At 36.0% G+C, this 14,588-nt stretch carries 11 protein-coding genes; 8 read left to right on the top strand and 3 right to left on the bottom strand.

The annotated features are described in order from the left end of the window. Window positions 1–140: 140 nt before the first annotated feature. The 5 genes from IGI47_RS01635 (at window position 141) to gor (ending at window position 6,977) form a co-directional block, all read left to right on the top strand. Entirely contained in the window at window positions 141–608 is a 468-nt protein-coding gene (locus IGI47_RS01635; RefSeq protein WP_311930623.1) for a CtsR family transcriptional regulator, read from the top strand. A 6-nt stretch (window positions 609–614) separates the two neighbouring features. Further along, window positions 615–3,095 (top strand): ATP-dependent Clp protease ATP-binding subunit, encoded by a 2,481-nt coding sequence (locus IGI47_RS01640; RefSeq protein WP_311930622.1) that lies wholly within the window; start codon window positions 615–617, stop codon window positions 3,093–3,095. Window positions 3,096–3,281: 186 nt separating this feature from the next. Further along, window positions 3,282–4,205, top strand: a complete 924-nt coding sequence (locus tag IGI47_RS01645) for a peptidase U32 family protein (protein WP_311930621.1) — start codon at window positions 3,282–3,284, stop codon at window positions 4,203–4,205. A gap of 18 nt (window positions 4,206–4,223) precedes the next feature. Beyond that, window positions 4,224–5,465 carry a peptidase U32 family protein gene (locus tag IGI47_RS01650; RefSeq protein ID WP_438783141.1) on the top strand — a complete coding sequence of 414 codons (1,242 nt, stop codon included), beginning with the start codon at window positions 4,224–4,226 and terminating at the stop codon, window positions 5,463–5,465. A 165-nt stretch (window positions 5,466–5,630) separates the two neighbouring features. Next, window positions 5,631–6,977 carry a glutathione-disulfide reductase gene (gor, locus tag IGI47_RS01655; RefSeq protein WP_438783143.1) on the top strand — a complete coding sequence of 449 codons (1,347 nt, stop codon included), beginning with the start codon at window positions 5,631–5,633 and terminating at the stop codon, window positions 6,975–6,977. A 61-nt stretch (window positions 6,978–7,038) separates the two neighbouring features. Here gor and IGI47_RS01660 read toward each other — a convergent pair whose 3' ends face one another. The 3 genes from IGI47_RS01660 to IGI47_RS01670 form a co-directional block, all read right to left on the bottom strand. Then, on the bottom strand, window positions 7,039–7,329 hold the full coding sequence (locus IGI47_RS01660; protein WP_005881153.1) for a hypothetical protein: 291 nt from the start codon (window positions 7,327–7,329) through the stop codon (window positions 7,039–7,041). Next, entirely contained in the window at window positions 7,322–7,597 is a 276-nt protein-coding gene (locus IGI47_RS01665; protein WP_311930618.1) for a DUF2089 family protein, read from the bottom strand. Before IGI47_RS01665 ends, IGI47_RS01660 begins: the two co-directional genes overlap by 8 nt. A gap of 250 nt (window positions 7,598–7,847) precedes the next feature. Beyond that, entirely contained in the window at window positions 7,848–9,041 is a 1,194-nt protein-coding gene (locus tag IGI47_RS01670; protein ID WP_438783145.1) for a helix-turn-helix domain-containing protein, read from the bottom strand. A gap of 600 nt (window positions 9,042–9,641) precedes the next feature. Here IGI47_RS01670 and IGI47_RS01675 point away from each other — a divergent pair. The 3 genes from IGI47_RS01675 (at window position 9,642) to IGI47_RS01685 (ending at window position 14,562) form a co-directional block, all read left to right on the top strand. Then, window positions 9,642–11,063, top strand: a complete 1,422-nt coding sequence (locus IGI47_RS01675) for a helix-turn-helix domain-containing protein (RefSeq protein ID WP_438783146.1) — start codon at window positions 9,642–9,644, stop codon at window positions 11,061–11,063. A gap of 110 nt (window positions 11,064–11,173) precedes the next feature. Then, window positions 11,174–11,518, top strand: coding sequence for a hypothetical protein (locus IGI47_RS01680; RefSeq protein WP_438783148.1), 345 nt, complete (start codon window positions 11,174–11,176; stop codon window positions 11,516–11,518). Between the two features lie 23 nt (window positions 11,519–11,541). Then, window positions 11,542–14,562 carry a hypothetical protein gene (locus IGI47_RS01685; RefSeq protein WP_438783149.1) on the top strand — a complete coding sequence of 1,007 codons (3,021 nt, stop codon included), beginning with the start codon at window positions 11,542–11,544 and terminating at the stop codon, window positions 14,560–14,562. Window positions 14,563–14,588: the final 26 nt, after the last annotated feature.

Here is a 14,588-nt window from a genome sequence, read left to right on the forward strand (position 1 = left end):
AATACGGAATGGTTTATTCCGTATTTTTTTTATATATTTTAATAAATAATAAGGTAAAGATGACGAAAAGTCATTCTTCTTTCTTTCTGATATTAAATTCGTTATAATTAAGGTCAATATTAGTCAAAGGAATGAGTAAGATGGCACATCAGAATACCTCGGATTTAATTGAATCTTATATAAAGAAAATTTTGGAAGATAATGAAATGATTGAGATTCGTAGGATTGAAATGGCAGACCTCTTTAATTGCGTTCCTTCTCAGATCAACTATGTCATCAATACGAGATTTACGATTCAACGTGGATATCTAGTTGAAAGTAAGCGGGGTGGCGGAGGCTATATACGTATTGCAAAAGTAAGAATTTCTGATAAAAGACATATGCTGGAACAAATCAATCAGCTGTTTGATGAAACGATCAGTGAAAAAAATGCGTTTGCGATTATCCAAAAGCTATATGAAGATCAAATGATTTCAAAAAAAGAAGGAAATTTAATGTTAAGTGTAATTGCTAAAAGTACACTTAATTTTAGTGAATTAGAAGACTATACACGTGCTAGAATTCTTCGAGCCTTTTTAGAACGTTTAAGTTATGAAGATGGGAAGTGAACATAAATGGAAGAACTTTTTACAGAAAGAGCGCAACAAGTATTAGAAATTGCGCAAAAAGAAGCAAAAAAATTCAAACATCAGTCTGTTAGTTCTGAGCATATCTTGTTAGCCTTAGTACTCGAACCAAATGGTATCGCAGGGAAAGTCTTGCGAGAAGTGGGGCTTAACGAAACGGATATTTATGAAGAGATCGAACATTTAATTGGTTATGGGATGGTCAATTCGTATCCTCAGGGTGTATTTCTTCCATATTCCCCAAGGATGAAACAAATATTTGCATTGGCGAATAGCGAAGTAAAGAAAATGGGTTCGCAAAAAGTCGGTACAGAGCATATTTTGTCTAGTCTGTTGAAGGATGAAAGCATCATGGCTGCTCGTATCATGATCAATTTAGGAATCAGTTTAACGAAAGTACGCCAATCACTGAAACAAAAAATGGGCTTGAAAAATGATACTCGTAATGGTGGACTACGTCGTCGAAACCCACAAGAGAAGCGCCAAATGGTAAAAGGTACACCAACTTTGGATTCTTTAGCAAGAGATTTAACGCAACTAGCTAAAGAAGGCAAATTAGATCCAGTAGTAGGACGTTCAAGAGAAGTAAAACGCTTGATCCAAATCCTTAGCCGCCGCACTAAAAATAATCCAGTATTAGTGGGTGAACCTGGTGTAGGTAAAACTGCTATTGCGGAAGGACTTGCACAAAAGATCATCTTAGGTGAAGTGCCTGAAGAGATGCAGGAAAAACGCTTGATGATGCTTGATATGGGCTCATTAGTTGCGGGTACAAAGTATCGTGGTGAATTTGAAGATCGAATGAAAAAAGTCATTGATGAAATTTATAACGATGGCCAAGTGATCTTATTTATTGATGAGTTGCATACGCTGATCGGTGCTGGTGGAGCAGAAGGCGCAATCGATGCTTCGAATATTTTGAAACCAGCGTTAGCTCGTGGTGAGTTACAGACGATCGGTGCAACGACTTTAGATGAATACCAAAAGTACATTGAAAAAGACTCGGCATTGGAAAGACGTTTTGCCCGTATTCAGGTGGATGAACCAACGCCGGAGGAAGCAGAAGAAATCTTGCGCGGACTACGCTCAAGATATGAAGAACATCATAATGTAGAAATCACAGATGAAGCTGTACGTTCTGCTGTCAATCTCTCTGTACGTTATATCACTTCCCGACAATTACCCGACAAAGCGATTGATTTGATCGATGAATCAGCTGCAAAAGTTCGTTTAGATCAGACAGATGATCTATCTAAATCGGCGATGGTCAAGTTAGAAATCGATACTTTTGTGAAAGAAAAAGAACGAGCTATCCAGAAACAAGACTTTGAAACGGCAGCTCAATTCCGCAGACAAGAAAAAGCAATGCGTAAAAAACTAGATAAGTTATTATTGCTTGAAGAAAAACACGAAAATGGTTATGCGAACCGTGTAACTGAAGAGGATGTGGCGACTGTCGTTTCTGAATGGACAGGTGTCCCACTTCAACAGTTGGAAAAAAAGGAAAGTCAGCGGTTATTAGAACTAGAAGCATTACTACATGAACGTGTAGTTGGACAAGATGAAGCAGTTAAGGCAGTGTCGCGTGCGATTCGACGTGCTCGTAGTGGGCTGAAAGACCCTAATCGTCCGATTGGCTCATTCATGTTCTTAGGACCAACGGGTGTCGGTAAAACGGAGTTGGCTAAAGCATTATCAGAAGTGATGTTTGGCGATGAAAACTCGTTGATTCGTGTGGATATGTCTGAATTTATGGAAAAATACAGCACAAGTCGTCTAATTGGTTCACCGCCAGGATATGTTGGGTATGATGAAGGTGGACAATTGACAGAGAAAATCCGCCAAAAACCTTATTCGGTGATCCTATTAGATGAAGTGGAAAAAGCCCATCCAGATGTTTTCAATCTGTTGTTACAAGTACTAGATGATGGTCACTTAACAGATTCTAAAGGTCGAAAAGTTGATTTTCGAAATACGATCATGATCATGACTTCAAATATTGGAGCGACACAAATTCGAGAAGAAAAGAATGTTGGCTTCAATGTTCAAGATATTACAAAAGATCATAAAGCCATGCAAAAACGTATTTTAGAGGAATTGAAGAAAACGTTCCGTCCAGAATTTTTGAACCGTATCGATGAAACGGTAGTATTCCATTCTCTAAGCAAAGAAGAAATTCATGCGATTGTTGAGATCATGAGTCGTGCAATCGTCAAACGATTAAAAGACCAAGATATTCAAGTGAAAATCACACCAGCAGCAGTTGACGTAATTGGAAAAGCGGGATTTGATCCTGAATATGGTGCTCGTCCGATCCGCCGTGCCTTACAAAAAGAAGTAGAAGATCGCTTAAGTGAAGCTTTACTGGGTGGTGAGATCCATTTAGGGGATCAAGTCACAGTTGGCGCATCGAAGGGGAAAATCACCTTAAACGTTCGCTTACTAAAAAAGGAAACAATTGAATCCTAATGATTAAGAAGAGTGGTTTTTATCTCTCCTAACGTAAACATTACGTGGAGGGATAATAGCCGTTCTTTTTTATTATGTGCAGTTTTTCTTGTGAAGAAATTTTCAAAAATCCAACAATAAATATAAGAAGTATTGGAAAGTTTTTTAAGCTATGCTACTATTATGGAGTTGTAGGAGGAGGAACTAATGATCGAAATCATAACTACTGTAGAATCTTTTGAACAAGCGAAAGAGCTGATTAAAGCTGGGACGGACACTTTATATTTTGGCGAAGAGTTATTTGGCCTAAGATTACCCGCGTCATTCTCGAGAGAAGAACAACGACAATTAGTTGAATTGGCTCATCAATATGGCAAACAAGCAAATATTGCGGTGAATGGCATTATCCATCCTGAAAAAATGAAAAAAGTTCCAGAATACCTGACATTTCTAAAAGAAATCGGGGCCGATAAGATCACGGTGGGCGATACTGGGATTATTTATACAATGAAAAAATACCCTGAATTGAGTATTCCATATATATTTGACGCAGAAACGTTGGTTACTAGTGCAAGACAAATCAACTTTTGGGCGAAAAAAGGAGCGACTGGTGCAGTACTGGCACGTGAAGTTCCGTTTGAAGAAATGAAAAAAATGGAAGAGAAATTGACGATTCCTGTCGAAGTACTCGTGTATGGTGCTACATGTATCCATCAATCGAAACGGCCGCTTTTACAAAATTATTATCATTTTACGAAGCAAGAGGAGCGAGCAGACCGTGACAGAGGGCTCTTTCTTTCTGAACCTAAAAAAGAAGAAACACATTATTCCATTTATGAAGATACACATGGTACACATATTTTTGCAAGCAATGATCTAAATCTTTCCAAAGAATTGGGTGAACTTTATGCGCATCACTTCCGTACATGGAAATTAGACGGATTATTTACACCAGGAGAAAATTTTGTAAAGATCACACAAGAATTTGTAAAAGCCAAAGACTTGCTACTGGCTGATTCATGGAATGAAGAACAAGCTGAATCAATTTGTACTGCAATCAACGAATTACACCCAACGAATCGTGAATTAGATACAGGCTTCTTTTATATTGATCCTGAAGCCATCAAGTAAGGAGTAGACGAAAGTAAAATGACAACAAAACGAAAATTAAAACGTCCGGAAGTCTTAGCTCCGGCAGGAACACTTGAAAAATTAAAAACGGCGATCCATTATGGTGCAGATGCTGTATATATTGGCGGGAATGCGTATGGTTTACGAAGTCGTGCCGGTAATTTCACTTATGAAGAAATGGCTGAAGGTGTTGCTTTTGCTAAAGAACATGATGCAAAAGTGTATGTTGCTGCGAATATGGTCACTCATGAAGGAAACGAAGAGGGAGCAGGAGAATTTTTTAGAAGTCTGCGTGATGTTGGTATTTCAGCGGTGATCGTTTCAGACCCTGCCTTAATCGAGATTTGTGCAACGGAAGCACCTGGTCTACCTATTCATCTTTCTACCCAAGCCTCTGCAACCAACTTTGAAACGCTTGAATTCTGGAAAGAAGAAGGATTAGAACGTGTCGTCTTGGCACGCGAAGTTTCAATGGAAGAAGTCGCAGAGATCCGTAAAAATACAGACATTGAAATTGAAACGTTCATTCATGGTGCAATGTGTATTTCTTATTCTGGACGTTGTACATTGTCTAACCACATGTCGATGCGTGATGCAAACCGCGGTGGCTGTTCTCAATCATGCCGTTGGAAATATGGACTGTTCGATATGCCATTTGGTCAAGAGAGAAATAGCTTAACTGATTCGGGAGAAATCGAAGAAGAATTTTCGATGAGTGCAGTCGACATGTCAATGATCGAACATATCCCTGAATTGATCGAGAATGGGGTCGATAGTTTCAAAATCGAAGGACGGATGAAATCGATCCATTATGTATCAACTGTTTCGAATGTCTATAAAGCAGCAGTGGATAGTTACATGGAAGATCCAGATAACTATGTATGTAAACAAGAATGGATCGATGAGTTATGGAAAGTGGCACAACGAGAGCTTGCTACTGGTTTTTACTACAATACACCAAGTGAAAATGAACAATTATTTGGGGAACGTCGCAAGATCCCTGTTTATAAATTCGTTGGTGAAGTATTGTCTTATGATGCAGAAACAAAGATTGCAACGATCCGTCAAAGAAATCTTTTTTCTATAGGCGATGAAATTGAATTTTATGGACCAGGGTTTACACATTTCAGCCAACCAGTGGAAGTAATGTATAATGATGAAGGAGAGTCTATTGATCGCGCGCCTAACCCAATGATGATCTTAACGATGCCAGTAGCTCAACCAGTTAAGCCAGGTGACATGATCCGTAAAAGAAAATAATAGCGGAGGCATGACAAGCTGAGCATTTGAAACCTATTATTTAGTAAAACGTGTTACACTTATTTTTTGTAAGAACAAAACTTGTGAAAAAGCATTCATAGTTTGTTTAAGCTGTTATCTAAGGGATCATTACTGACATGATCCTTTTAAATCGGGAGGTATAACATGGAAACTTATGATTATATAGTCGTCGGTGGTGGTTCAGGTGGGATTGCCTCAGCAAATCGTGCAGGAATGCATGGTGCAAGAGTCTTATTGATTGAAGGAAATGAATTAGGTGGCACTTGCGTAAATGTCGGCTGTGTACCTAAAAAGGTCATGTGGCAAGCAAGTACGATTTTAGAAACGATCGAACGAGATGCTCCAAGTTATGGCATCCAAGTGGATCTAAAAAAGGTAAACTTCAAAGAATTAGTTGAACGACGTGAAAAATACATCGAATTTTTACATGGAGCATACCAACGTGGGTTGGATAGTAATCATGTTGATGCAATCAAAGGATATGCAACATTTGTCGATAGCCAAACAGTGGAAGTAAATGGCGAAACATATCAAGCAGAAAAAATTTTGATCGCTACAGGCGGAAAACCTAGCAAGATGAGTATTCCTGGGGGCGAGTATGCGATTGATTCAAATGGCTTCTTTGAATTGACAGAACTACCAAAACGAGCAATTGTTTTAGGTGCTGGATATATTGCTGCGGAGCTTTCAGGAGTCTTTCACGGCTTAGGGAGCGAAGTAATGTGGGCATACCGCAAAGAACGCCCGTTACGTACATTTGATCAAATGTTATCTGATAACTTAGTAGAGATGTACCAAGAAGCTGGGATTCAAACCTACGCATACTATGTGGCCAAAGAAATCATCAAAAATGAGAATGACTATACTGTCGTATTTGAAAATGGTGAAAAATTGACAGGGGATTGTGTCCTATTTGCTGGTGGTCGTGTACCGAATACGGCAAAACTTGGCTTGGAGAATACACAAGTCCAATTAGATGAAAAAGGATTTATCGTAGTTGATAATTACCAAAACACAACAGATAGCCATATTTTTGCTGTTGGAGATGTTATTGGGAAAATTGAATTGACACCAGTAGCGATTGCTGCAGGACGTCGTTTATCTGAACGTTTATTCAATGGTAAAGCTGATTCGTATTTAGACTATAACTTGGTACCAACGGTCATCTTTACGCATCCACCGATTGCAACGATCGGTGTGACAGAAAAAGAAGCAATCGAGGAGTACGGAGAAGAAGCAATCAAAGTCTATCGCTCCCGCTTTACACCTATGTATTTTGCATTGAATGATTATCGTCAGAAATGTGAAATGAAATTGGTTTGTATAGGTAAAGAAGAAAAAATCATTGGCTTACATGCAATCGGTGTTGGTGTAGATGAAATGCTCCAAGGATTTGCTGTAGCTATCAAGATGGGAGCGACAAAAGCCGATTTTGATAATACTGTAGCAATCCATCCTACAGGTGCTGAAGAGTTTGTAACCATGAGATAATGAAAAAGCAATACGCCGTCTAATTTTAGAATGTCTAAGTTAGGTGGCGTATTTTTTATTGTTATCGCTTAAGGATATCTTTTGCTTTCATTTTTTCTAATTCTTTTGCGAGTTTCTTTTTCTTCGACTCTTTTCCGCCTTCATACATACAGATCAGCGCGATCAAACCAACGAAAGGCATCAAAATATTTTTAAAAGATAGATCCCAGTGACCACTAATGACAATATAGACAACTAAGCCACTAAAAATCACCGGTAAGATAGCACCTAAATATTTTTTTCCTAAATATCCTGACAGCGTTTGAAAAGCAATGACGAAAACAATCAATAAAAGCTCTAAAATATTATTCATGGTTACTCTCCTTATGTTTTATTAAAATTTCTTTTGCTAATTCTAAGGATAGTTTTTCATTAATAACCATCTCCATGATTGCAATTTCAAAAGAATCATTGTTTTCTTCAGATAATTTTATCTTTTCGATCAATCGATCCAATCTTAATCTGACAGTCGGATAACTAACTTGATAATCTTTTGCTAATTGCTTTAAGGAACCCGAGGCGAGTAAGAATTTCTTGATAAATTCTTGTTCTTCAGTTTCTAAAGAGAAAAACCAATCCATTTACTTTACTCTCCTTTTTATTAATATTATTTATTATAATTTAATATTATTAAAATTAAAAAGCAAATTATATTTATAAAATCAATTATAGGTTGGAGTGATATATAAGGAACTAGAAAAATCTAAGAAGGGATTCACAAAAATTTGAAAAGCAAATTCTGTGAATCCCTTCTTAGTTATCGGAGCTATTCTGTCCGACTTTTTTATACTATCCATAGGTTTTTGTTAGTTCTTTTGACCAATGGATGTGTCAGGTATAAAGGATTTCTTCTAAATTGTTCCAAAAAGAAGAAATAGGTACTTTGGAAATTTTTAGCATCTGTGTGGTTATTCGACTCTTATTTAGTTCGATATCCGTTAAGATCAAGTCATATTGATTGATTTCTTGGTAATCTAGTTTGAAGATATTTCCCTTGTATGTATCAATTGAATGCAATGCGGGCAATTTCTTTAATAAAAGTTGCTTGTAAAAGGATAAAATTCGTTCTTCTTGATAGGAAATGATCAAGATCGAAAAATGCGCTTTATGTGGAAATAAAGTCGCCAATAGTTGAGGGGATAAAGTGATCAATTCCAGCAGTAACTCTTCATACAGAAAATGGTTCTTTTTAATGTTTGTAAGTCCGACTTCTTCTATGGCTGTATCGTAAGCAACTAGAAGTTTCGGTGAATGCTTGATTAAAAGATCGGATAGAATTTCTATGTAAGTTGTTTTGAACGACTGCAACTCCTGATTGAAATGAATAAAATCCTGCAACTGTTGCTTCTCTTCAGTAGATAAAGGCGCAACTATATTTAATTGAGTATAAAAGCGTTGCGCTAATGTATGTAATTGATCGCATTCATTTTTTTTATGGTTGTCAGCACGATTTTCGAACAAATATATCCCAGATTGAATGATATCTTGAATTGCTGCTCTAGTGATCTTACATTGATAATTCTTTTCGATGATTGAGCATAGGACAGTATTTTTTTGTAGTAAATCAAAAAATATGGAGGTTGTACTACAATTTTCAGTCGGAGATATTTCTACTAAATGATGATGCCCGATACGGATAAGTGAAATATAGAAATAATAACTATTCAAAATCAATTTATATGTACTGATACCAGTGGCAGAATTACTTTTTTCATAATAACGTTTCAAAATTTCAAATAGGTGTTCAAAATGAGGGAGATGTTGCGGTGGATATAACTCCCGAAACATGCTGCAAAAAAAGTGCCGGATAAAAATTTCATCGCCAATGATTTTTGGTTTTGTTGTTATGTGGATGCTTATAGGCAATTTCTTACTTTTAAAATAAGTGTTGATCTTTAAAATGATGCGCTGAATACTTGTTTCACTTAAAAACAGCGCTTCTGAAAGCTTCGATAAAGTTATTTCTTCTATAAAAATATGTTTGAGTATCTGAATATTTATTGAATGATTAAGAATTTGTTTCATCAGGTCTTCTAAATTCTGATCACTTGGTATGTTTAACGAGGTAATTTGATATTGATCGATGTTGATTGCAATCGGTGAATAGGTATGATTAAAAAAAACAACATCACTCAATAAAGTTTTTTTTTGTGATATTTAATTGTTGTGCTAAGGTGTCACAATCGCTGTCTGCCATACCCAGAATCAAGGCTAATTTTATTTGTCTTTCAGAAGATTTTTCAAGTATACTAGGTTCTTTTGTCATCTTTTTTAGATTTTTAAATAGCAAAAATCTTTTTTCGCCACCTTTCATTTTTTAGTATATATATTATTTTATCATAATTATTTAACAATGTAAGTGTTTTTTTATAGGAGAAATATAAAATAAAATTCCAAATTTTAAATAATAAAAAATTATTTTATATATTAATATATGTTATTTTGTGTTTTTTGCATTGTAATGAATACTCGTTCTATCATTGATGAAAATAAAATATAAATTATATCATAATTTATGTTCATACTTAAAACTTAAATTTATGATAATAGAAAAAAAGTTCCAGAGTAATAAAGGAATTGACTGTACGATACATCTATAGCTCTGAAAGAGAGGAGAAAAATGATATGGGGTTACTTGAAAAGCAACTGGAAAGGCAAATTACCTTACTTTATTTGTTAAATATTGAATCCTCTAATATTAGTGAACTGGCGATAAAATTAAATATAACCGATAAAACGATTACTGCTGACATTGATCATTTCAATGTTTCTTGCTTTCCTGCACATATTGGAATTAATCATTATAAAGAAGCATTTTTGAGGATTCCTAAGAATATCAACTTAGATGATATTTATGTGAAAATATTGAATAGTTCGATCAATGTCAAGATTTTAAAACATATCTTTATCGCTGAACCGACGTTAAATGATGTTTCTACAGAACTTTTCCTAAGTAAAACAAGTATTCGGCGTATAGTAACAAAAATCAATACATATTTTTTACATGAGAAGATGGATATACAGATAGACTTAGATACAAAGTTAGTTATCGTTGGCAATGAAACGAAGATCAGGCAGCTGTTTGCCAGTATGTTCAAAGAAATGTATCGAGTAAAAGAGTTTACATATTTTGACACCATTTATCAATTGCTGCGACGTTGCTTAAAAACACAAAAAAAGGCAGCTAGTACGCCAAAAATCATTTATTCCGTATATTATATTTTTGTTTCGATCATTCGTGTGGGGAATAAGCATTTTATTCCTGCAATCGAATTGATCAATAAAGAAGAAGTTGTTGACATGGTCTATAAGATAATTCACGATGATACAGTTTTCGGTACTTTGATGAACCAAAAGTATAAATTTAACGTCAATAAAGTCAATGTGGCCAATGTCATAAGCTCGTATTTTGGGTTACTATTTACTGATAATCCAAGGGAGTATGGGGCGATGCCTACAAAAATCGAAAAATTTTTGACGCATTTTTATTACTTGTTGAATATTGATTCCGCAGTCAATAAAAGAAAAGTGGACTATTTTTTGGACTATATCAACTTCTATAAAGAATTGATGATCTTTAAAGTAAGTTATGCAGATATCTTTTATCAGAAAATGATGAAGACGAATCCAAAGATCTGGCAGGCCTATCATCTGGCCTTAGCCACGTCTGAACTCCATTTTATCAAGCAAAGTGAATTATTACATAAAGATTTATTTTTAGAACTGATCATCTCATCGCCTCAACTGTTGCGAATGATCGAACCTAAAATACAAGAAAAGTCGATTTTGGTTTTAAGTACACAAGAAGTCGGTATAGCCTTGCTATATAAAAAGCTGATTTTGAACAAGTATCCTTTTTTCAAAAATATCGATATTTATGGAAAAGACATCTTTGCTATCGACTATCAAATCGTGAATAAATATGACTTGGTCTTGACTGATCTTTCATTGAATTTTGAGCGGATCACATCGGAGATCTTGAAAATTTCTAAAGTACCGACACCTATCTTTTGGACGAATTTTGAGGAGTGCTTGTATTCCTCCTAGCTTTTTGGCTCGTCAAATTTTTAATAATTTTGAAAAAATAGAAATGAGATCATGACTATTTTCGTCTATCATTAAACAAAAGTATGATTTATAGAGAGGAAGGAAGAAAAATGTTTACTTTATATGATTGTAAAATGTTGGAATGCTTAGGAAAAGGGATATGGGGACTACTTAAGTTAGCTGGATTGATAGCTAAAACCGTCCTTTATAATTGGATGCTCAAGCCTTTAGGAAAATGGGGCTATAAAAAGTACCAAGAACGAAAGGCAAGAACCGCTGTTAAAGAAGTGGAAAGAAATCTAAATTCTCCTGTGAATGAATTAACAAAACGGGATGCCAAACAATCAGAACGACAATCATTTAAGGAAAAAATCAACAATGTCCATACGCGTTCTGGGCAAAGTAGCCAATCACTTCCTAAATCTCCTACATTAGCAAGTGATCATACACTGTAAGCTTTAGAAAGAAGGGATAAGAAATGGGAACGAACGAAGAAGATAAATCAGGGAATCCAATAGATGATCTTATCAATCAGTCTAATTTAACGGAGGATTTTATTAAACTTTTTTTGACTGAGAAAAGCGGGCAACATAACAAACGGATTTTAAGAATAGCAAGTGGCGAAAAAACACCTTCTATAGGGAATATCTTAGAAAGCTTTGAAGAACTAAAAGCGACTAAGTTACAGAACTTAGAAACAGAAAAAAAAATCAGTGATTGGCTAGTTGAAAAAGAAAGTTTAGAAAAAAAGAAGAGTTTTTTACAACCCACAGGTAAAACGATTGACTTAAAGGCATTAGAAGAAAAACAGAAAAATTTGATGGCTGACTTGGTTCAAGCCAAAAAAAATTATCAAATCAATAATCAAAAATTGGAAACAGTTAAAAATGGATTAAACATTATTTCTCTCGAGCAAGCAATCAAAGATCCCTCTAACCAAAATATCTCGTATCTTACTAGTTTGAAATCAGCAGAATTCATGCGAGCGAATAGTGTACTTAATGAGAAAAATAAAAGTCTTGAAAAAGAAGTGGATAAGCTTCGAAGAGAAGTTAGTCAATTAAAAAAACATGAAAACAAAGTCGTCCAAGAAGCATTGACGAATACTGAAAAAAATATTGCTCAGTTGTCTAATATAGAAATCCAGATCGTGGAAAAACTGGGGAATACGAACGATCTTATGAACATAGAAAAAGTGGTTGAGCCTGTCCAACGTTTGGAAAGAACGCCATCATTTTCGCAATATCTTCCAAAGAACGAAGAGTCTGTAGTCGATTTAAAGCAAAAATTAGACGCTGTCCAAGAGATGAAGGAAAAATTGACGTTTGAAAAAAATGTTTACATAGCACATAGTGAAATACTGGAAAATATTGCAGTATCAGATTCTGCGAAAGTATTAAATACTTCTGATTTGTTGCTTCGACAATCAGAATTTAACATTCCACGTCCTAAACTAAATCGTTCTCAATCCATTCAAGAGAACATACAAGAACGGCCTAAGTTAACACGTAGTTACTCCGCACCTCATTTAACCGATAGAACTGGGATCTCTAAAATCAAACTGCCACGTCCTCAGTTGAAACGTGATTATTCAGCGCTTCACGTAGTTGATGGAAGTGAGAACCCTAAAATCAAGCTTCCGCGACCTAATTTAAAGCGTCCTCACTCTGTTCAAAAGGCGATGGAAAGCCCAGCAGTAAAACATAGTCGGCCTACACCTGAATTAACTTTACCAAATCAGAAGGTAGATGGAAAGTTGATAGAGGCATATCGGCCTTATTTGAAGGAGCAAGTCGAATTATTGGAACAACGTGTTCGGATTGCTGAGGCAATAATAAAAAAAGCACCGATGAATAACTTTCTCCTTGATAGAAAATCTAAGACACAAAGAGTAGATCGATTTAAGGATATCAAGGCTACCATGGCGGAAGATATGCAGCTCATAAATGATCTAAAGAGTATTCTCCAAGATAAAGATAAATTAAACGACTATATTGAAAAAGTAGTACCAAAAGATAAAAGTATGCTGTCACAAGAAATTGAACAAGTAAAAAAAGATACGCTTGAGATGATTGAAAAGACGAATGAACTAAAAAAGATAGACTATAAAGAGCTAAGCAATCGTTGGTACCATGTCTTTAAAAGACCATCGTTTTATACGCTTATCGGGAGGCAAGCTGCGTGGGCTACGCCATTTCTCTTAATGCCTGCCGTTCCAGGTTTTATAGCGCAAGTCATGCCAGAAATGACTTTTATAATGAATGGAGCAGCGGGGATTAGTGCAGTTCAACAAGCAATTCTAGGAACGTATGTCGCACAAAAAGTTTTGTATGTAGGACCAAAGCTTTTGGGACGAGGAATAGACAGACTTTCTCAAGCGACCCGAAAGAAGTTTCCGCGAGCAGCTAAAGGTTTAGATAAGGTTGTGGAGAGGGTGCAGGTAAAGGTTCTTTCCCCCGTTAAAGACAAAGTGTTTACGCCAATAAAAAATAGAATAGCGAACACACAAGAAACCATTTCAAAACATACGATACGGCCGGTAGCTACGAAATTAGCACCAGTAATTACGCAATTGAAAAAAACGCTACACATCGACGGAAAATTAACACCAGAACAAAGAAAACTTCGGAATAAAGGATTCAATCCTTTGACTGGGGAACGGTTATCTCTGAAAATGCGTGCGTGGAATTTGACTAAGCGTTCCCTCGATTATATGTGGCGTCATAAGATAAAAATCGCATTGATTGTTGGTTTGACTGCTGGAGCGATCTTTACCGCCGGAGCAATTGCCCCGGCGATATTCCCAGCATTAGTTTCTTCAATCATGACCGATGCATTTGCTCTTGCGACTAGTTCATTTATCATTTGTGGTTCGGTATTGTTGGCGGATAAGTTGGTGTTCAAACCAATTCAAAAATTTCTTGTTCGACGAGAAGTACGCAATCGGGCAAAGATGATTGTTAAGCGGTATGAAAAAGATAAAGAAAAAGGACAGCATCAGTCACTAAATCAAGAATATAAAGAAAAGATTAGTGAAATTGTGAAAGTGGATACAAAAGAACAAGTCGTTGCTAAAGAGAAAATGCCGGAACCAGTAAGAACGGAAGTGGCCAAATCAGCAGTTGAGCGGCCACAGGCAGAAATGGTAGCGCAAAAAGTAGAAGGACCTAAGGTAACGGAATCAGTTCATAAAGGAGAACAGAATTCTCAAAGTCGAGTAGATCAAGCGGGGCCAAGCCAGCCAAAAATAGAAGCAATCAAAAATGAAGCGACTCATTCTGTCAATGTAAAAAGTGAACAGCGAACTCCGGAAGCTGTGGCCGAGAAAAAAGTATTACGCTTGTTCTCTGATTTAAAGAATACATCAGTTGAAAAATCCAATCTAGCGAGTCAGAGAAATAATCAGACACTGCAAGTAGCACATGAAGACCAAAAAAAACGAGAAGCGACTCAAAGTAACACTAGGAAGAAAAAGGTAGAACAACCAGTAATGAGTTAAAAAAACGATCAGAGAAGGAGGTTTCA

The organism is Enterococcus sp. AZ191 (assembly GCF_051713845.1).
Classification (GTDB): Bacteria; Bacillota; Bacilli; order Lactobacillales; family Enterococcaceae; genus Enterococcus_B; species Enterococcus_B durans.

Coding starts and splice junctions, on each gene's coding strand:
- IGI47_RS01635 (WP_311930623.1), top strand. CDS start 141: ATGGCACATCAGAATACCTCGGATTTAATTGAATCTTATATAAAGAAA.
- IGI47_RS01640 (WP_311930622.1), top strand. CDS start 615: ATGGAAGAACTTTTTACAGAAAGAGCGCAACAAGTATTAGAAATTGCG.
- IGI47_RS01645 (WP_311930621.1), top strand. CDS start 3,282: ATGATCGAAATCATAACTACTGTAGAATCTTTTGAACAAGCGAAAGAG.
- IGI47_RS01650 (WP_438783141.1), top strand. CDS start 4,224: ATGACAACAAAACGAAAATTAAAACGTCCGGAAGTCTTAGCTCCGGCA.
- gor (WP_438783143.1), top strand. CDS start 5,631: ATGGAAACTTATGATTATATAGTCGTCGGTGGTGGTTCAGGTGGGATT.
- IGI47_RS01660 (WP_005881153.1), bottom strand. CDS start 7,329: ATGAATAATATTTTAGAGCTTTTATTGATTGTTTTCGTCATTGCTTTT.
- IGI47_RS01665 (WP_311930618.1), bottom strand. CDS start 7,597: ATGGATTGGTTTTTCTCTTTAGAAACTGAAGAACAAGAATTTATCAAG.
- IGI47_RS01670 (WP_438783145.1), bottom strand. CDS start 9,041: ATGAAACAAATTCTTAATCATTCAATAAATATTCAGATACTCAAACAT.
- IGI47_RS01675 (WP_438783146.1), top strand. CDS start 9,642: ATGGGGTTACTTGAAAAGCAACTGGAAAGGCAAATTACCTTACTTTAT.
- IGI47_RS01680 (WP_438783148.1), top strand. CDS start 11,174: ATGTTTACTTTATATGATTGTAAAATGTTGGAATGCTTAGGAAAAGGG.
- IGI47_RS01685 (WP_438783149.1), top strand. CDS start 11,542: ATGGGAACGAACGAAGAAGATAAATCAGGGAATCCAATAGATGATCTT.